16 protein-coding genes are annotated in these 18,329 nt (G+C 59.6%); 14 read left to right on the top strand and 2 right to left on the bottom strand.

The window, feature by feature from the left end; genetic code table 11:
* Positions 1–7: 7 nt before the first annotated feature.
* The 12 genes from PGR79_RS06685 to PGR79_RS06630 all read left to right on the top strand — a co-directional run bounded on the left by PGR79_RS06685 (position 8) and on the right by PGR79_RS06630 (position 12,084).
* Complete coding sequence (locus PGR79_RS06685) at positions 8–1,030, top strand: Rieske 2Fe-2S domain-containing protein (protein WP_430921312.1); 1,023 nt, start codon at positions 8–10, stop codon at positions 1,028–1,030.
* A complete protein-coding gene (locus tag PGR79_RS06680; protein WP_015703448.1) occupies positions 1,030–1,779 on the top strand; it encodes an SDR family oxidoreductase in 750 nt (249 codons plus the stop codon). The genes PGR79_RS06685 and PGR79_RS06680 overlap by 1 nt, the downstream gene beginning before the upstream one ends.
* Before the next feature lie 13 nt (positions 1,780–1,792).
* Positions 1,793–2,581, top strand: a complete 789-nt coding sequence (locus PGR79_RS06675) for an IclR family transcriptional regulator (protein WP_113373038.1) — start codon at positions 1,793–1,795, stop codon at positions 2,579–2,581.
* A gap of 88 nt (positions 2,582–2,669) precedes the next feature.
* Complete coding sequence (locus tag PGR79_RS06670; protein WP_113373037.1) at positions 2,670–3,596, top strand: VOC family protein; 927 nt, start codon at positions 2,670–2,672, stop codon at positions 3,594–3,596.
* Positions 3,593–4,789: an NAD(P)/FAD-dependent oxidoreductase gene (locus tag PGR79_RS06665; protein ID WP_015703445.1), complete on the top strand. Its 1,197-nt coding sequence runs from the start codon at positions 3,593–3,595 to the stop codon at positions 4,787–4,789. Before PGR79_RS06670 ends, PGR79_RS06665 begins: the two co-directional genes overlap by 4 nt.
* A gap of 26 nt (positions 4,790–4,815) precedes the next feature.
* On the top strand, positions 4,816–6,072 hold the full coding sequence (locus PGR79_RS06660; RefSeq protein WP_015703444.1) for an MFS transporter: 1,257 nt from the start codon (positions 4,816–4,818) through the stop codon (positions 6,070–6,072).
* A 10-nt stretch (positions 6,073–6,082) separates the two neighbouring features.
* Entirely contained in the window at positions 6,083–6,613 is a 531-nt protein-coding gene (locus PGR79_RS06655; RefSeq protein ID WP_004152888.1) for a cupin domain-containing protein, read from the top strand.
* Between the two features lie 9 nt (positions 6,614–6,622).
* Positions 6,623–7,393: an alpha/beta fold hydrolase gene (locus tag PGR79_RS06650; RefSeq protein ID WP_430921309.1), complete on the top strand. Its 771-nt coding sequence runs from the start codon at positions 6,623–6,625 to the stop codon at positions 7,391–7,393.
* On the top strand, positions 7,377–8,171 hold the full coding sequence (locus tag PGR79_RS06645; protein WP_430921307.1) for an SDR family oxidoreductase: 795 nt from the start codon (positions 7,377–7,379) through the stop codon (positions 8,169–8,171). The genes PGR79_RS06650 and PGR79_RS06645 overlap by 17 nt, the downstream gene beginning before the upstream one ends.
* Positions 8,172–8,180: 9 nt before the next feature.
* The gene (locus PGR79_RS06640) at positions 8,181–8,945 is read left to right on the top strand and encodes an aspartate dehydrogenase (RefSeq protein WP_049053886.1); all 765 of its coding nucleotides are present in this window, start codon (positions 8,181–8,183) and stop codon (positions 8,943–8,945) included.
* A gap of 15 nt (positions 8,946–8,960) precedes the next feature.
* Positions 8,961–10,430 (top strand): aldehyde dehydrogenase, encoded by a 1,470-nt coding sequence (locus PGR79_RS06635; protein WP_430921305.1) that lies wholly within the window; start codon positions 8,961–8,963, stop codon positions 10,428–10,430.
* A gap of 13 nt (positions 10,431–10,443) precedes the next feature.
* Entirely contained in the window at positions 10,444–12,084 is a 1,641-nt protein-coding gene (locus PGR79_RS06630) for a thiamine pyrophosphate-binding protein (protein WP_430921303.1), read from the top strand.
* Between the two features lie 136 nt (positions 12,085–12,220).
* On the opposite strand, the gene PGR79_RS06625 is transcribed toward PGR79_RS06630, so the two are convergent.
* A complete protein-coding gene (locus PGR79_RS06625; RefSeq protein WP_108684058.1) occupies positions 12,221–13,489 on the bottom strand; it encodes an OprD family outer membrane porin in 1,269 nt (422 codons plus the stop codon).
* 377 nt (positions 13,490–13,866) lie between these two features.
* The gene (locus PGR79_RS06620; protein ID WP_015369758.1) at positions 13,867–14,625 is read right to left on the bottom strand and encodes a M48 family metallopeptidase; all 759 of its coding nucleotides are present in this window, start codon (positions 14,623–14,625) and stop codon (positions 13,867–13,869) included.
* Positions 14,626–14,904: 279 nt separating this feature from the next.
* Here PGR79_RS06620 and tkt point away from each other — a divergent pair, with 279 nt between their 5' ends.
* Positions 14,905–16,896, top strand: a complete 1,992-nt coding sequence (gene tkt, locus PGR79_RS06615; protein WP_213793561.1) for a transketolase — start codon at positions 14,905–14,907, stop codon at positions 16,894–16,896.
* A gap of 385 nt (positions 16,897–17,281) precedes the next feature.
* Positions 17,282–18,301, top strand: a complete 1,020-nt coding sequence (epd, locus tag PGR79_RS06610; protein WP_015369761.1) for an erythrose-4-phosphate dehydrogenase — start codon at positions 17,282–17,284, stop codon at positions 18,299–18,301.
* The last annotated feature ends 28 nt before the right edge of the window (positions 18,302–18,329 follow it).

The raw sequence follows: 18,329 nt of genomic DNA, 5'->3' as shown, positions 1-18,329 counted from the left end.
CACAGCGATGACGACAACGGTACAAAACTATCTTGATAAAGGATTGCGCGGCCTGTGGTATCCGGTGCTGGCGAGCTGGGAAGTGCAGTCTGCGCCGGTAGGCATTACCCGTCTCGGCGAGCAGATCGTGGTCTGGCGAAATAAAGACGGCCAGGTGCAGGCGCTGGAAGACCGCTGCCCGCACCGCGGCGCGCGCCTGTCAATGGGCTGGAACTTAGGCGATCGTATCGCCTGCTGGTATCACGGGGTGGAAGTCGCCGGCAACGGCGAAGTCAAAGACGTCCCGGCGGTTGACCGCTGCCCGCTGGTCGGCCAGCAGTGCGTGCGCAGCTACAGCGTGCAGGAAGCGCGCGGGGCAATCTTCCTGTGGTTCGGCGTCACCGCCGACCAGCAGCCTGATGAACTGAGCTTCCCGGAGGAACTGGCCGACCACGAAAAATACAGTAACTTCCTGTGCACCGCGGCGTGGAAATGCAACTACCAGTACGCGCTGGAAAACGTGATGGACCCGATGCATGGCACCTATCTGCACTCATCATCGCACTCGATGGCAGAAGGCGATCGCAAAGCCGATATGGTGCTGCAGCCGACGAAAACCGGCTTTATCTTCGAGAAAAAAGGGCAGAGCGGCGTCAACTTTGACTGGGTTGAGTTGGGCAACAGCGGCGCCTACTGGATGCGCCTGTCTATTCCGTACAAAAAGCGTTTCGGGCCGGGCGGCCACTTCTGGATCGTCGGCATGGTGGTTCCGGAAGATAACGACAACTGCCGCGTCTTCTTCTGGCGCATCCGCGGCGTTCAAGGCTGGCAGCGCGATCTGTGGCGCTTTATGTACCGCAACCGTCTGGAAAAACTGCACTGGGAAGTACTGGAACAGGATCGCGTGGTGCTGGAAAGCCTGGCGCCGAACGCCCGCGATCATGAATATCTCTATCAACATGACGTCGGTTTGTCCCGCCTGCGCCGCATGATGCAGAAAGCGGCGAAAGAGCAGTTAGCGCTTCGCGAAGCGCAGCAGGGTGCCGCCTGATGAACGGCCTGCTGAACGGTAAACGTATTGTCGTCACCGGCGCGGCGCGCGGCCTCGGTTACCACTTTGCCGAATCCTGCGCCGCGCAGGGCGCGACGGTGGTGATGTGCGACATCCTGCAGGGGGAGCTGGCGGAAAGCGCTCATCGCCTGCAGCAGAAGGGCTATCAGATCGAATCCCACGCCATCGATCTTGCCAGTCAAGCGTCGATCGAGCAGGTCTTCAGCGCCATCGGCGCGCAGGGGCCTATCGATGGCTTAGTCAATAACGCGGCAATGGCCACCGGCGTCGGCGGTAAAAACATGATCGATTACGATCCGGACCTGTGGGATCGGGTGATGACGGTCAATGTCAAAGGTACCTGGCTGGTGACCCGCGAGGCGGTACCGCTGCTGCGCGAAGGGTCGGCGATCGTCAACGTCGCTTCGGATACCGCGCTGTGGGGCGCGCCGCGGCTGATGGCCTACGTCGCTAGTAAGGGCGCGGTGATTGCGATGACCCGCTCCATGGCCCGCGAGCTGGGTGAAAAGCGGATCCGTATCAACGCCATCGCGCCGGGGCTGACCCGCGTTGAGGCCACGGAATACGTTCCCGCCGAGCGTCATCAGCTGTATGAGAATGGCCGCGCGCTCAGCGGCGCTCAGCAGCCGGAAGATGTCACCGGCAGCGTGGTCTGGCTGCTGAGCGATCTTTCGCGCTTTATCACCGGCCAGCTGATCCCGGTCAACGGCGGTTTTGTCTTTAACTAATAAGTGAGGCGGTATGGCGAACGATCAGGAAGTGAAGTACCTGGTACCGGGTCTGGAGCGCGGTTTACAACTGCTGCTGGCGTTTGGCGAACAGCATCGCGATCTGACCTTTGCCGAGCTGCATCGGCTGGTGGATATGCCGAAAGCGACCGCCTATCGCGTGGTGCAGACGCTGGAATATATGGGTTTTCTCGAGCGCAACGCCCGCACCAATACCTTTTCGCTGGGCATGAACGTACTGCGTCTGGGCTTTGAATATATCGCCTCACTGGATGTCGCTCAGGTGGGACAGCCGGTCATCGAGCAACTGCGCGATATCAGCCAGTGCAGCAGTCATCTGGCGATCCGCGATGGCCGTGACATCATCTACATTGCCCGCGTCAGCGCAGCCGGTTCACGTATCAACCAGGTCAGCGTCGGAACGCGGCTACCGGTGCACTGCACCTCGCTTGGCCGCATGCTGCTGACCGATGTTTCCCGCAGCGAGTTTGAACAATTGTTCCCGGATGCACGTCTGCCGGGCAATACGCCGGGCCAGCTGTACGACCGCGAAGCGCTGTGGCAGATGGTGCAGCAGGATAAAGCTCGCGGCTACGTGATTGGCGAATCGTTCTACCGCCACGGTATCTCATCGATTGTCTATCCGGTCTTTGACCGCAGCGGGCGGGTGGCGGCGGTCGTCAGCATTCTGGTGCCGTCGGACGAGATCCCGCAAAGCGATCGCGAGCGGTTACAGAACGAGGTCAGTATGGCGGCGGACAAAATTTCCGGCTTCCTCGGATATTTGTCACAGGCAAGTTAAATCAACAACTTAACAGCAGGCGCTTGATTGCGTCGGGCATGTTTTACGCCCAAATTCGGGCGACTGAACGGTAAAGAGGCGACGAATAATGAGTATTACCGGAATTGAAAAGCTGGAATTTGGCGTAGATGACCTGAGCCACAGCGCCAAATTTATGCGCGATTTTGGCCTGACCGGCGACGCCAGCGGCCGCGCGTTTACCACCCTCAGCGGCGCGCGGGTCGAACTTAACCCGACCGATGCCGCCGATCTCCCGCCAGCCTTTGAGGCGGGCAACACTCTGCGTCGCATGACCTGGGGCGTGGCGGATCGGGCGGCGCTGGATGCGCTGCGCCCGAAGCTGGAACGCCAGCCCGGCTTCCGTGAAATCGACGGCGCGCTGGAGTGCCGCGACCCTAACGGTATGACGCTGCGGGTGCAGGTTAGCCAGCAAACGGCGGTTGAACTGAACGTTGAACCGATCAACCAGTGGGGCGATGTGCGTCGCATCGACACCCCGAGCCCGGTGTACGACCGCGCGCAGCCGATTAACGTCGGCCACGTGGTGTTCTTCGTGGAAGAACTGGCGGCGGTGGAAAGTTTCTATCGCGAAGTACTCGGCTTCCAGGTTTCAGACCGCTATATCAATCGCGCGGTGTTCCTGCGCTGCGGCGTACGCGGCGGCCACCATAACCTCTTCTTATTGCAGTTGCCCAACCGTAAACGTGGACTTAACCACGTCGCGTTTACCGTACGTGATATACACGAAGTGATCGGCGGCGGTATTGCGATGAATAAAAACGCCTGGAGCACGTTTATCGGCCCCGGCCGCCATCCGGTCTCCTCGGCCTACTTCTGGTATGTCAACAGCCCGACCGGCGGCGCTTTTGAGTACTACACCAACGATGACTATCTGACGGAAAACTGGCAGCCGCGCGAGCTTGAGCATTCACTCGTGTCCTTTACCGAATGGGCGGTGGAAGGCGGTATCGATCACGATACCCGTCGCCAGCAGAAAAAACCGGAGGCGGTATGACGGCGCGGATAGTCATTATCGGCGGCGGCCAGGCTGGCGGCTGGGCGGCGAAAACGCTGCGTGATGAAGGGTTTAGCGGCGAGATTTGCGTGGTTGCCGAAGAGCAATGGGATTTTTACGAGCGCCCGCCGCTGTCGAAAGCGGCATTGCTGGAGGCCGAACCGGCGCTGCCGCGGTTATTCAGCGCCGAGGCGCAGCAGGCGCTGGATCTGCGCTGGTATCGCCCGCTGCGCGCGGAATCGATCGATCGGCAAAATAAAACCCTGGCGCTGAGCAACGGCGAAACGCTGGCGTACGACCAACTACTGATCGCCACCGGCGGCCGCGCGCGGCTGCCGTCCGAGGCCTGGGCGCAGCATCCGCAGGTGTATACCCTGCGCCACTGGCAGGACGCGCAGCGTCTGAAGCAGCGGCTGGCATCGGCAACGCGGCTGGCGATCGTCGGCGGCGGCTGGATTGGCCTCGAAATCGCCGCCTCGGCGCGCAAAAGCGGCGTAGCCGTGACCCTTTATGAACAGCAGCCGGCGCTGTGCATGCGCTCGGTCAGTATGGAGGTCTCGCAGGCCCTGGATGAGTTGCATCGCGGGCAGGGCGTTGATATTCGCCGCGGCTGCGGCGCGCTGGAGCTGGAAGATGATAACGGCCTGCCGACGCTGCACTGCGATGGCCAACGGGAAACCTTCGATGCGGTGGTGGTGGGGATCGGCGTCGATCTGAATCTCGAACTGGCGCGCGATGCCGGGCTCACTGTCGAACGCGGGATTGTCGTTGATGCCCAGGGGCGCAGCAGCGATCCGGCGATTTTCGCCGCCGGCGATGTCGCTCAGCACCATCAATACGGCCTGTGCATTCAGTCGTGGGCCTTTGCGCAAAATCAGGCCATCGCGACGGCGAAAGCGATGCTCGATCCGCAGGCCAGCGGCTACGACGAGGCGCCGTGGCTGTGGTCGGATCAATACGATCGCAATATTCAGATCCTTGGGATCCCGCAGGCGGGCAGCCGCACCATCGTGCGTGACGAGCCGCAGGGCGCGCTCTACTTCTCGCTGAACGCCGATGGACGTTTAACGCAGCTGGTGGCCTTCAATAATGCACGTACCGTGAAGCTGGCGAAGCGCTGGATGGCGGCGGGGAGGGATCTCTCTGACGTCCCGCTCGCTGACCCGACTTTCTCGCTGATGTCATTGCGATAATTAACGCGAACCCTTAAGGGGGAGAAATGACCACATTAGAGACTAACGCCGCGCCTGCTGAGGCGAGCGGCGAGGGCGTCCGCACGCCTGAAAAGGCGGTTCGTTGGGCCATTCCGCTGTCGCTGCTGGCCTGCGTACTGCTGGCGTTTTTCGACAAAATCAGTATCGCCGCGCTGTTTTCCGATAGCCACTTCCAGCAGGCGATGGGGATCGATTTCGATACCACCCGGCTGGGTATTCTGATGAGCGCCTTTTTGCTGAGCTACGGCTTCTCGTCAGTGTTATTAAGCGGCCTTGGCGACCGGATTGCGCCGCTGCGCTTGCTAACTGGAATGATGGTGGTGTGGTGCATCCTGATGGTGATCATGGGCTTCACCCACAACTACGCGCTGATGGTGACGCTGCGCATCCTGTTGGGCATCGCTGAAGGGCCGCTGTTCCCGCTGGCGTTCGCCGTGGTGCGCCACACCTTCCCGCAGCGGCTACAGGCCCGCGCCACCATGCTGTGGCTGCTCGGCACGCCGGTTGGCGCGGCGCTGGGTTTCCCGCTGTCAATTTGGCTACTCAATACCTTCGGCTGGCAGAGCACCTTTTTCGTGATGGCGATGCTGACGGTACCGGTGCTGATTTTTGTGCGCATCGGGCTGCGCGGCGTGCAGCTGGAGGCGAAAGTCGGCAGCGATAAAACGTCGCAGGAAGCGCGCCGCAGCGCGCGGCGCGAGCTCTTCGTGAGTCCGCATTTCTGGATGATCTGCATCTTCAATATCGCCTTTCTCGCCTATCTGTGGGGGATCAACGGCTGGCTGCCGGGCTACCTGATTAAAGGCAAAGGCATTCATCTGGAACACGCCGGCTGGCTGTCGTCGATGCCGTTTATCGCCATGCTGCTAGGCGAAATTATTGGCGCCTGGCTGTCCGACCGCGTCGATAAGCGCGCCGCCGCCTGCTTTATTTCCCTGGCGGGCGCCGGAATCGGGCTGGCGGCGGTGATGCATTTTAGCGCGCCGTTGCCGGTGATCGCGGCGATGAGCTTTAGCACCTTTATGTGGGGCACCGGCGCGCCAAACATTTTCGCGCTGCTGGCTAAAGCGACCCATCCACGGGTCAGCGCCACGGCGGGCGGGATTTTCAACGGGCTGGGAAACTTTGCCGGGGCGCTATCGCCGGCGGTGATGGGCGCGCTTATCGCCTTCACCCATAGCATGGATTCCGGGCTGATTTTTCTGGCGGTGATGGCGGCGGTGGGCTGCGCTCTGTTACTGCCGCTGCTGAGACGTTACTGAGGATAAAACGATGACTGATTCAACCGTAACTGCAAAACAGAGTCTGAAACCTGACCATCTGACGATGGAAGAGTGGGTGGAGTCGCGTATCGCGCGCTTTGAAGGCCGTAAATACGACTGGAATGCGCTGAAATTCCAGGCCGATTTTGATCCGAAATATCGCCGCGCGCAGATGCGCTACATCGGTACCGGCGCCACCGGCGTCGCCAGTGATACCAACACCGTTCCGGCCGAGCACTTCACCTTCTCCACCATGGTGCTGCCGTCCAAATGTGAAGGCCCGCTGCACCTGCATGATGACGTAGAAGAGGTGTTCTTCATGCTCAAAGGGCAGATCACCCTGATGATTCAGGACGGCGACAACTATACCGAAACCGTGCTGCGAGAACGCGATCTGATCTCGGTACCGCCTGGAATCTACCGCGGTTTGTTTAACCACGGCGAAGAAGAGGCGCTGATGTGCGTGATGCTCGGCACCCATAAGCCGCATATTCCGACCTACCCGGAAGATCATCCGCTGGCAAAAGTAAAACGTAACTAAGGGGCGATGATGACGGGTTTTCGTGAACAAGGAAGCGGCATTCCGCTGACGCTGCTGCACGGCATCAGTTCCGGCGCGGCCTCCTGGCATAAACAGATGGCGCTTCCCGGCTACCGTGTGCTGGCCTGGGATATGCCCGGTTATGGCGAGAGCCCGATGCTGGCGGCAACGCCGGCGGATGCTGGTGATTACGCCGACACGCTGGCGCGAATGCTGGACCGCGCTGGAGTAGAGCAAACCATACTGGTCGGCCATTCGCTGGGCGCGCTGGTGGCGGCCGCCTTCGCCGCGAAATACCCGCAGCGGGTGCTTTATCTGGTACTCGCCGACGTCGCGCAGGGATACGGCCAGGCGGAAGCCGCACAGCGGGAAAAAGTCTGGCAGGGACGTCAACAGCAGATGGCGCTGGGCGGCGAGGCGATGGCGCAGGGGCGGGCGGCAAAACTGCTGCGCCCCGGCGCGCGCGAAGCCGATGTGGCGACGGTGGCGGCAGGCATGTGCAGGCTGCGTAGCGAAGGTTACCTCGCCGCCGCCTGGATGCTGGCGCATGACGACATCCACCGCTGGCTCGCCGACTATCGCGGTCGTCTCTCGGTGTGGTGCGGCGAGCAGGATGCCATTACCCAACCGGAGCTGGTACAGGGAGTGGCGCTGCGTTACGGCGCCCCTTACATCGCCATCCCGCAGGCTGGACATGCCAGCTATCTCGATAACGAAACCTTTTTTAATCAACAGCTTTTACGCATAGGGGAAGAGGTGCGCGATGAATGCACAAATTGAAGGACGCGTCGCGGTAGTCACCGGCGGCTCGTCAGGGATCGGCTTTGAAACGCTGCGCCTGCTGCTGGGCGAAGGGGCGAAGGTCGCCTTTTGCGGCCGCAACCCGGATCGGCTGGCCAGCGCCCATGCGGCGTTGCAAAACGAATATCCAGAAGGCGAGGTGTTCTCCTGGCGCTGCGACGTACTGAATGAAGCGGAAGTTCAGGCCTTCGCTGACGCGGTCGCCGCGCGTTTCGGCGGCGCCGACATGCTGATTAATAACGCCGGGCAGGGCTATGTCGCCCACTTCGCCGATACGCCGCGCGAGGCCTGGCTGCACGAAGCCGAACTGAAACTGTTCGGCGTGATTAACCCGGTAAAGGCTTTCCAGCCGCAGCTTGAGCAGTCGGATATCGCCTCGATTACCTGCGTGAACTCGCTGCTGGCGCTGCAGCCGGAAGAGCACATGATTGCCACCTCTGCTGCCCGTGCCGCGCTGCTCAATATGACGCTGACTTTGTCTAAAGAGCTGGTCGGCAAAGGCATCCGCGTGAATTCCATCCTGTTGGGGATGGTCGAATCCGGGCAGTGGCAGCGCCGTTTCGAAAACCGCAGCGATAAGAGCCAGAGCTGGCCGCAGTGGACCGCGGATATTGCCCGCAAGCGTGGGATCCCGATGGCGCGTCTTGGTAAGCCGCAGGAGCCGGCGCAGGCGCTGCTGTTCCTCGCTTCGCCGCTGGCCTCCTTTACCACCGGCGCGGCGCTGGACGTTTCCGGCGGTTTCTGCCGCCATCTGTAAGGAAAGATGATGAAAAAGGTCATGTTAATCGGCTATGGCGCGATGGCCCAGGCGGTGATTGAACGCCTGCCGCCGCAGGTGACGTTGGGTTGGATCGTCGCCCGCGAATCGCATCATGCGGCGATCCGCCAGCAGTTCGGCCACACGGTGACGCCGCTTACCGATCCGCTGCAGTGCGAAGAGACGCCGGATCTGGTGCTGGAATGCGCCAGCCAGCAGGCGGTCGCGCAGTACGGCGAAGCGGTGCTGGCGCGCGGCTGGCATCTGGCGGTGATCTCCACCGGCGCGCTGGCGGACAGCGAACTGGAACAGCGTTTACGCCAGGCGGGCGGCAGGCTGACGCTGCTGGCTGGCGCAGTCGCCGGGATTGACGGCCTGGCGGCGGCGAAAGAGGGGGGGCTTGAACGAGTGACCTATCAGTCGCGTAAAAGCCCGGCTAGCTGGCGCGGCAGCTATGCCGAACAGCTTATCGACCTCAGCGCGGTCAATGAAGCGCAAATTTTCTTTGAAGGCAGCGCCCGCGAGGCGGCGCGGCTATTCCCGGCAAATGCCAACGTGGCGGCAACCATCGCGCTGGGCGGTATCGGCCTTGACGCGACCCGGGTACAGCTGATGGTCGATCCGGCGACGCAACGCAACACCCATACGCTACACGCCGAAGGACTGTTCGGCGAGTTTCACCTGGAGCTGAGCGGCCTGCCGCTCGCCAGCAATCCGAAAACATCGACCCTCGCGGCACTGAGCGCGGTACGCGCCTGCCGTGAACTGGCATAACGCAGAGAGGCTGAGATGGACGAATTAGACATTTTTATCGGCGGCCAGTGGCGTCGCGGCGGCGGCAATTTGATGCACAGCCAGTTTCCGGCGGATGGCGCTATTAACGCGGCGCTGCATGCGGCAAGCCTCGATGATTTACAGGAGGCGGTCGACTGCGCCGACCGCGCCTGGCGGGAGCCAACGTGGCGGACGATGCTGCCGCATCAGCGGGCGAAGATCCTGCATAAGGTTGCCGATCTGATTGAAGCACAGCTTGATGCGCTCACCCAAAAGCAGAGCCGCGATAACGGTAAACCGCTGGCGGAAGCGCGAGGGCTGGTGATGAGCGCGGCGGGCACAGCGCGCTATTTTGCCGCCGCCTGTGAACTGCTTGAAGGCGAGCTGCCGACGCCGCGGCAGGCGGAACTATTGACCCTGAGCCGCTATGAGCCGCTGGGCGTGGTGGCGGCGATCACGCCGTGGAACTCGCCGATCGCCAGCGAAATGCAGAAGGTGGCCCCGGCGATCGCCGCCGGAAATGCGGTGATCCTCAAACCGGCGGAAGCCACGCCGCTCATGGCGCTGGAACTGGCGAAGATCTTTGAGCAGGCCGGTTTACCCGCCGGACTGCTGAGCGTGCTGCCGGGTAAAGGATCGATTATCGGCGATGCGCTAGCCCGCCATCCTAAGGTGCGCAAAATTTCCTTTACCGGCGGCACTACCACCGGGCGTCACCTGGCGCACGTGGCGGCGGAAAAGCTGATCCCGGCGTCGCTGGAGCTGGGCGGCAAATCGCCGACCATCGTGCTGGAAGATGCCGATATCGAACAGGCGGCGCGGGGCATCTGCTACGGCATTTTCAGCTCCGGCGGTCAGGCCTGCATTGCCGGCTCGCGTCTGTTTGTCCATGACAAAGTGTATCCACAATTAATGGCCCGCCTGCTGGAGTTAACCCAAGGACTGCGGGTTGGTCATCCGTTCAGCGCTGGCACCCACGTCGGGCCGCTGATCAACGATAAACACCGTCAGAGCGTGCTGGAGTACGTCGCGTTGGCGAAACGCGAAGGCGGCAGCGTGCTATGCGGCGGCGAGATCCCGGCGGATCCGGCGCTGGCGGCGGGGAGCTATTTCCTGCCGACCATCATTGAAGGGCTGAACAACCAGGCCCGCGTATGCCAGGAAGAGATCTTCGGGCCGGTGCTGGTGGCGATGCGTTTTCACGATGAAGCGGCGTTGATCCGCGAGGCCAATGATTCGGTCTTCGGGCTGGCGGCGGGGATCTGGACGCGCGATACCGGCCGCGCGCTGCGTCTGAGCGAGCAACTGGAAGCCGGTACGGTGTGGATCAATACCTACAAAGTTTTCTCCATTTCGACCCCGTTTGGGGGCTTTAAAGAGAGCGGTCTGGGCCGCGAAAAAGGGATCCAGGGGCTGAAAGCCTGGATGCAACAAAAGAGCATTTATCTGGCGACGGGTAATAGCGTCAACCACTGGTGCGACTGAGAAAGGGTGAGCAATGAGCGAAATGATAACCGTCGGCGATGCCATCGCCAGAACGCTGGAGCAGTATCACGTTGAAGCCATTTATGGCGTCATTTCTATCCATAACCTGCCGATCGCTGATGCCGTCGGCCAGCGGGAAAAAATCCGCTTTGTTCCGGCGCGCGGCGAAGCGGGCTCGGTGACCATGGCTGACGCCCACGGCCGTTTTTCAGGGCTCGGCGTGGCGCTGACCAGTACCGGCGCGGGCGCGGGTAATGCGGTCGGCGCGCTGGTTGAGGCGATGAACGCCGGTACGCCGCTGCTACACCTGACCGGACAGGTCGAAAAAGCCTGGCTGGACGCCGACACCGGTTTTATTCATGAAACCCGCGATCAGTTGACCTTCCTGAAAGCCAGTTCGAAGCGCGCTTACCGCATTAGCAACGCCAACCAGGCGGTTGCTATCCTGCATAAGGCGATTCAGGAGGCGCAAACGCCGCCGTGCGGCCCGGTATCGGTGGAAATCCCCATCGATATTCAGAGCGCCAAAATTCCGCTTTCACTGCTGACCGCGCCGTTGAAACGCGCTCCGGCGGTTGAGCCGGAAGCGTCGCTGGTCGATACGCTGTGGGCGCAGCTTAAGCAGGCGAAGCAGCCGCTGCTGTGGCTTGGCGGCGGCGCGTTAGAGAGCGGCGAGGCGGTGAAGACGCTGGCGGATGCCGGGGTGACGGTGATTTCCAGTACCCACGGCCGCGGCATTCTGGCGGACAGCCATCGGGCCAGCCTGCGCGCGTTTCATAATTCTCCCTCGGTTGAAGCGCTGATTTCACAATGTGATTTCACACTTGTGGCCGGTTCCCGGCTGCGCAGCAACGAAACGCGCTCGTGGACGCTGGAACTGCCCACGCCGCGGGTGCAGATTGATATCGACCCGGCGGCGGCCAGCCGTAACTACTTAATGGACAATACCCTGGTGGCGGATTGCCGGGCGCTATTAGCGGCGCTGGCAGCGCGGGTGCAGGGCCGGATGTGGGGCGATACGCGTTGGGATAGCCAGCTTAAAGCGGCGGTAGAGGCGGCGGAGCAGGGGCTGCGCGACCAGTGCGGCGCTTACGCTAAATTGAATGACGCGATTGCGCAGGCGCTGCCCGATGATGGCATTCTGGTGCGCGATATTACCGTCTCCGGCAGCCTGTGGGGCAGCCGCCTGTTCCGCGCTCACGGCCCGCTGATGAATATCCATTCTCTGGCCGGAGCCATCGGTATGGGGCTACCGATGGCGGTGGGCACCGCGATTGCCAATCCGCAACGGAAAGTGGTCGGCCTGGTCGGCGACGGCGGCCTGAGCCTCAACCTTGGCGAACTGGCGACCCTGGCGCAGGAGAAGGCCAACGTAACGCTGTTGATTATGAACGATGGCGGCTACGGCGTGATGCGCGGTATTCAGGATAAGTACTTCGGCGGCCGCCAGTATTACAACGAGCTGCACACGCCGGACTTTACCCTGTTGGCGCAGGCGATTGGCCTGCAGGCGTGGAGCGTGGAACGGGCGGAGGATTTCCAGGCGGTGATGACCGAAGCGCTGGCGATGCCGGGGCCATCGGTGGTGGAAGTGAAAATGGGCCAGATTGGCGCGCTGCGCTTTGCCGGCCCGCCGCAGAAGACGCTGTATTAATGATAATCCAGTGACCCCAACCCTCTCCCTTCCGGGGAGAGGGTACCGCACGGCACAGGGGGTTAATCAAGGCGCCGGACGGTTGCTCCTGCGCGCCGGGAGAGGGCCGGCCCGCAGGAGAGGGTTCATTACACGGTTAAAATACGTTAAACGGATATTCGACGTAGAACCGCACCTCATTACCGCTGACGTTATAGTCGCTGGCGTTGCTGGAAACGCGCAGCACCGAATAGCGTAGTCTCAATTTCAAATCTTTCGCCATGCCGTTTTGCACCTGGTACTGTACCTGGTTGAACCATTCGTGTTCTTTACCGTTGCTGGTCTCGGCGGTTTTAATGTTATCGCCGCGAACGTAGGCGGTGGTCCAGCTCAGGCCCGGTACACCCAGTCCGGCAAAATCCAGGCCATAGGAGGCCTGCCAGGAACGCTCATCCTCGCCGTTAAAATCGGACCAGTAGGAGTTAGCCAGCCAGATGGTGTTGCCGCCATCGCCGACGCCGCCCTGATTCTGATACCCACCGTAGTGGTAGCCGGTGCTGCCGCTGCTTTGCTGGTAAGCGACTTTAAAGGTATGAATATCCCAGATATAGCTGGCGGCCAGGCTCCAGATGCTGTTGCTGCGCCCGGTGTCATTGGCGTCGGCATATTCTTGATCTAAGCGCGAGTTATAGCCATTGAAGTCAACAATCAACTGCTGGTCGGCGGCGAACGGCTGCTTGTAGTTCAGGCCGAGATACTGCTTATTCAGCACGTCCTCGACGTGTGAAGCGTATAGCGCGCCGCTGAGCTGGTCGTTGAATTGATAGCTGGCGCCGCCAAAGGCCAGGCTTTTCAGGCCGCTGTTGTGGCTGTCGTCGCTTTTGCGCTGCTGATCGGTGAGATACCCGGCGTTAATTTCCAGGCCGTCGATTTCTCTTGAGGTCAGCATGGTACCGGTATAGCTCTCATACAGCAGCCGCGAGTCATCGGCGTAGACGATAGGCAGCATCGGGCGCTGGCTGCCGTAGCTGAGAACGGTATTCGAGAAGCGCATTTTAGCGGTAGCGCCAAATTTTGCTAAATCGGACTTCGCGCGGCCATCATCATCCTGGGCGAAAAAGTCGATACCGCCCGCGCCGCTGCGGCCGCGGCCGCCGTCGAGGCGCACGGCGTACTGCGCAATGCCGTCAACGCCGAAGCCGACCGGCCCTTGAGTAAAGCCGGACTCGAAGGTAGCGATGATACCCTGACCCCATTCGGCTTTATCCGGCAAACCATCGCGATAATCGCGTTTGATATAAGCGTTACGTAAAAAGAGATCGAGGTGGCTGTCTTCAATAAAGCCCTGACTGGTAGATTGTTGGCTGGCGAAAGCCGGCGCGGCGGCAATAATGCCAAGTGCGAGTAATGGTAATTCTTTTTTCACTGAGGGCACTTCTCTGTCTGTCGATATATTCATGGGAATCACTGCCAGTCAGATATTGTCCTGAAATAATGTCGAAAGCAATCATTGTGTGAGCAGTTATTGCAGCCGGAAACAGGCTGTATGGCGCATGAGCCGTGCGCCAGGTAGTAAGGGGTGGACTATTTATTATTCGGCTAAAGACGATTCTGGAAGCCAGATAGTGTGCGGCCTTTTTAATTTACCAAATAATATATTTCTGAATCGCCGGGCATAAAATAATTGGCTGTGATGCGCTGTGATAATAATTAACGGTTTGTGCGCTTAAATTATCAATTGATGCGGCTAAATATTTTTACGGGTATATAAAAAAGGGAGGCAATAATGCCTCCCGCTGTCGCTTATTTAATACCGTCGGCCTTCATGCGATCGCGAATATGCTGCGCGCGGGCTTCCGATGCCGGGTGATCGTCAAACATGGAGCTCTGACGGCCGGCTTCCAGCTTGGCCAGTTTTTCGAAGCTGGTGGCCAGTCCCGATGGATTGATGCCGCGTTTACGCAGCAGGTCGTAAGAGTAGTCGTCCGCTTCCGACTCCTGGCGCTGGGAGAACTGCGAGTTCACCAGTTTTTCGCCGAGATCGCCCAGCTGCGACTGAGACAGGCTGCCGACGATGCCGCCAGCGGAGGCCGCCGCCGCGCGCACGGCGTTGGTGCCCAGCGCGACCTGCATGCCTTTCTTCACGTGGCCCAACGCAACGTGGCCCATTTCGTGGCCGATAACCGCTTCCACTTCATTATCGTTCATCAGGTTCATCAGGCCGCTATAAACGCGGATGCAGCCGTTGGCCATCGCGAAGGCGTTGACGTCTTTTGTTTCATAAACCTTATAGTTGACCGGCTGGCCGTTGATGTTATCGCCCAGCGCGGCGGCAATCTTGCTCAGGCGTTTGCTGTACTCGCTGCTGGCCGGAGAAATAGTAGCTTTGGCGTCCATCTCTTTACACGCCTGGTCGCTTAAGGTTTTTACCTGTTCGTCGCTAAGAGAGTAGGCCTGGAATGCTTCCGCGCCCGAGCTCAGCAGGGCGTTGGAGTCCATGTTCTGACATCCGGTTAATGTTGCTGCGATCCCGAAGGCAAGAAGGGTTGAGCGAATTTTCATTTTTATCTTCCACAATCTTATGGTTTTTTATCTGAATAATGGGCGACGACGGACCCGCCTCGTCCTGTGCAAAGTATAAATAGTATCTCATGATCCGGGCGAGTGGATTCCGTGGCAGCACAACGTGTTCCAGAGATTTCTTAATGGGCAAAAGGATGCTCCATGTACATGCTTTGTCGCTTGGGTTACATTGTTCACACTTTTTTCCGGCGTAGCCCAAAACGCGCTCTCGTCAAGTCGTTAAGGGCATGGCCTTATAACATCCGAACTGGAGTCAAAATGTCCTCACGTAAAGAGCTTGCCAACGCTATTCGTGCGCTGAGCATGGACGCTGTACAGAAAGCCAAATCCGGCCACCCTGGCGCCCCGATGGGCATGGCTGACATTGCCGAAGTCCTGTGGCGTGATTTCCTGAACCATAACCCGCAGAACCCGTCCTGGGCCGACCGCGACCGTTTCGTGCTGTCCAACGGCCACGGCTCCATGCTGATTTACAGCCTGCTGCACCTCACCGGTTATGATCTGCCGATTGAAGAACTGAAAAACTTCCGTCAGCTGCACTCTAAGACTCCGGGCCACCCGGAAGTCGGCTACACCGCAGGCGTGGAAACCACCACCGGCCCGCTGGGTCAGGGTATCGCTAACGCAGTCGGTATGGCTATCGCGGAAAAAACGCTGGCGGCGCAGTTTAACCGTCCAGGGCACGACATCGTTGATCACTTCACCTACGCCTTCATGGGCGACGGCTGCATGATGGAAGGCATTTCTCACGAAGTGTGCTCCCTGGCTGGTACCCTGAAACTGGGTAAACTGGTGGCGTTCTATGATGACAACGGCATCTCCATCGATGGCCACGTTGAAGGCTGGTTCACCGACGATACCGCGAAACGCTTTGAAGCCTACGGCTGGCACGTGGTGCGCGGCGTTGACGGTCACGACGCTGACGCCATCAAACGCGCGGTAGAAGAAGCGCGCGCGGTCACCGACAAACCGTCCCTGCTGATGTGCAAAACCATCATCGGCTTCGGTTCGCCGAACAAAGCAGGCACCCATGATTCCCACGGCGCGCCGCTGGGCGACGCGGAAATCGCACTGACCCGCGAAGCGCTGGGCTGGAAATACGCTCCGTTTGAAATCCCGTCTGACATCTATGCGCAGTGGGATGCGAAAGAAGCCGGCCAGGCGAAAGAAGCCGCGTGGAATGAGAAGTTTGCCGCCTACGCTAAAGCCTTCCCGCAGGAAGCAGCCGAATTCACCCGTCGTATGAAAGGCGAAATGCCGTCTGACTTCGACGCGAAAGCTAACGAGTTCATCGCTAAGCTGCAGGCGAACCCGGCGAAGATCGCCAGCCGTAAAGCATCGCAGAACGCCATTGAAGCGTTTGGCCCGCTGCTGCCGGAATTCCTCGGCGGTTCTGCTGACCTGGCGCCGTCCAACCTGACTCTGTGGTCTGGCTCTAAGCCGATCAACGAAGACACCGCCGGTAACTACATCCATTACGGCGTACGTGAATTCGGTATGACCGCGATTGCCAACGGTATCGCGCTGCACGGCGGTTTCCTGCCGTACACCTCTACCTTCCTGATGTTCGTCGAGTATGCGCGTAACGCGGTACGTATGGCGGCGCTGATGAAACAGCGTCAGGTGATGGTCTACACCCATGACTCCATCGGTCTGGGCGAAGATGGCCCGACTCACCAGCCGGTAGAGCAGGTGGCTTCCCTGCGCGTCACGCCGAACATGTCCACCTGGCGTCCGTGTGACCAGGTTGAATCCGCGATTGCGTGGAAATATGGCGTAGAGCGTCAGGACGGCCCGACCGCGCTGATCCTCTCCCGTCAGAACCTGGCGCAGCAGGAGCGTACCGAAGAGCAGCTGGCAAATGTGGCCCGCGGCGGTTATGTGCTGAAAGATTGCGCCGGCCAGCCGGAACTGATCTTCATCGCCACCGGTTCAGAAGTGGAACTGGCGGTTGCCGCGTGGGACAAACTGACCGCCGAAGGCGTGAAGGCGCGCGTGGTCTCCATGCCGTCCACCGACGCGTTCGACAAGCAGGATGCGGCCTATCGTGAATCCGTACTGCCGAAAGCCGTTTCTGCCCGCGTAGCGGTAGAAGCCGGTATCGCGGACTACTGGTTCAAATACGTTGGCCTGAACGGCGCCATCGTTGGCATGACCACCTTCGGTGAGTCTGCGCCGGCTGAGCAGCTGTTTGAAGAGTTTGGCTTCACCGTTGACAACGTTGTTGCCAAAGCGAAAGCACTGCTGTAATCGCTGGTACGGTGCGGGCTGATGCCCGCACCTCAACCCTCTCCCACAGGAGAGGGTGTGAACACCAAAAACGGTAACCCCTGGGTTACCGTTTTGCTTTTATCTCGCCACCCGGTTTTTTTGTAGGCACTATTCCTCGAACATGTAACTACCCTGTAAATTATTCCAAAGAAAATGTGACGCAAGTCATATAGCTGGTTTATTGCTCTGGACAAACATTCCTTTTATTCCGACTTTGGCTTATTCTAGCTGAAGCGTTTCAGTCGTATAAATGTTCGACAATTAATCAATCAGTCGCAGTTTGCGACAGGTAAGGTTCCCCTAAAGGCGTTGCTGGATTACTCTGTCAGCCACCTCAAATCAGGGATAACCTTGCAGGAGACCTATGACCATACGCATCGCGATTAATGGCTTCGGTCGCATAGGACGCAACGTGGTTCGCGCTTTGTATGAATCCGGGCGTCGTGCGGAAATCACCGTGGTGGCGATCAATGAACTGGCGGATGCCGCAGGCATCGCGCATTTATTGAAGTACGACACCAGCCATGGCCGTTTTTCTTGGGATGTTCGCCAGGAGCGGGAACAGCTGTATGTCGGCGATGACGTCATTCGTCTACTGCATGAGCCTTCTATCGCCGCGCTGCCCTGGCAGGAGCTGGCGGTGGATGTGGTGCTGGACTGTACCGGCGTATACGGTAGCCGTGAACATGGCGAAGCCCATCTTCAGGCTGGCGCGAAGAAAGTGCTCTTTTCACATCCTGGCGGCAACGATCTCGACGCAACGGTAGTCTTCGGCGTCAACCATGATGAACTGCGCGCGGAGCACCGCATTGTCTCCAACGCCTCCTGCACGACCAACTGCATTATTCCGGTCATTAAACTGCTAGATGATGCCTACGGCATTGAGTCAGGAACGGTCACGACAATCCACTCCGCGATGCACGACCAGCAGGTGATCGATGCCTATCATCCGGATCTGCGGCGCACCCGTGCGGCCAGCCAGTCAATTATTCCGGTTGATACTAAACTTGCGGCGGGGATCACCCGTATTTTCCCGCAGTTTAACGACCGTTTTGAGGCGATCGCGGTACGTGTACCGACGATTAACGTCACCGCAATAGACCTGAGCGTGACGGTGAAAAAACCGGTAAAGGCCTGTGAAGTCAACCAGTTGCTGCAAAAAGCAGCACAGGGAGCATTTCATGGTATAGTTGACTATACGGAATTACCGTTGGTCTCGACAGATTTTAACCACGACCCGCACAGCGCCATCGTTGATGGTACGCAAACCAGGGTCAGTGGCGCGCATCTGATCAAAACGTTGGTCTGGTGCGATAACGAATGGGGCTTTGCTAACCGAATGCTCGACACGACGTTAGCGATGGCTGCGCAAGGTTTCAGGTAAGGCGCTGCGGCGCTTGCAAAACTTTATC

It is taken from the genome of Klebsiella sp. 141161 (genome assembly GCF_050600815.1).
Lineage (GTDB): Bacteria > Pseudomonadota > Gammaproteobacteria > Enterobacterales > Enterobacteriaceae > Klebsiella > Klebsiella aerogenes.
This window is presented reverse-complemented; position numbering and strand designations above follow the sequence as displayed.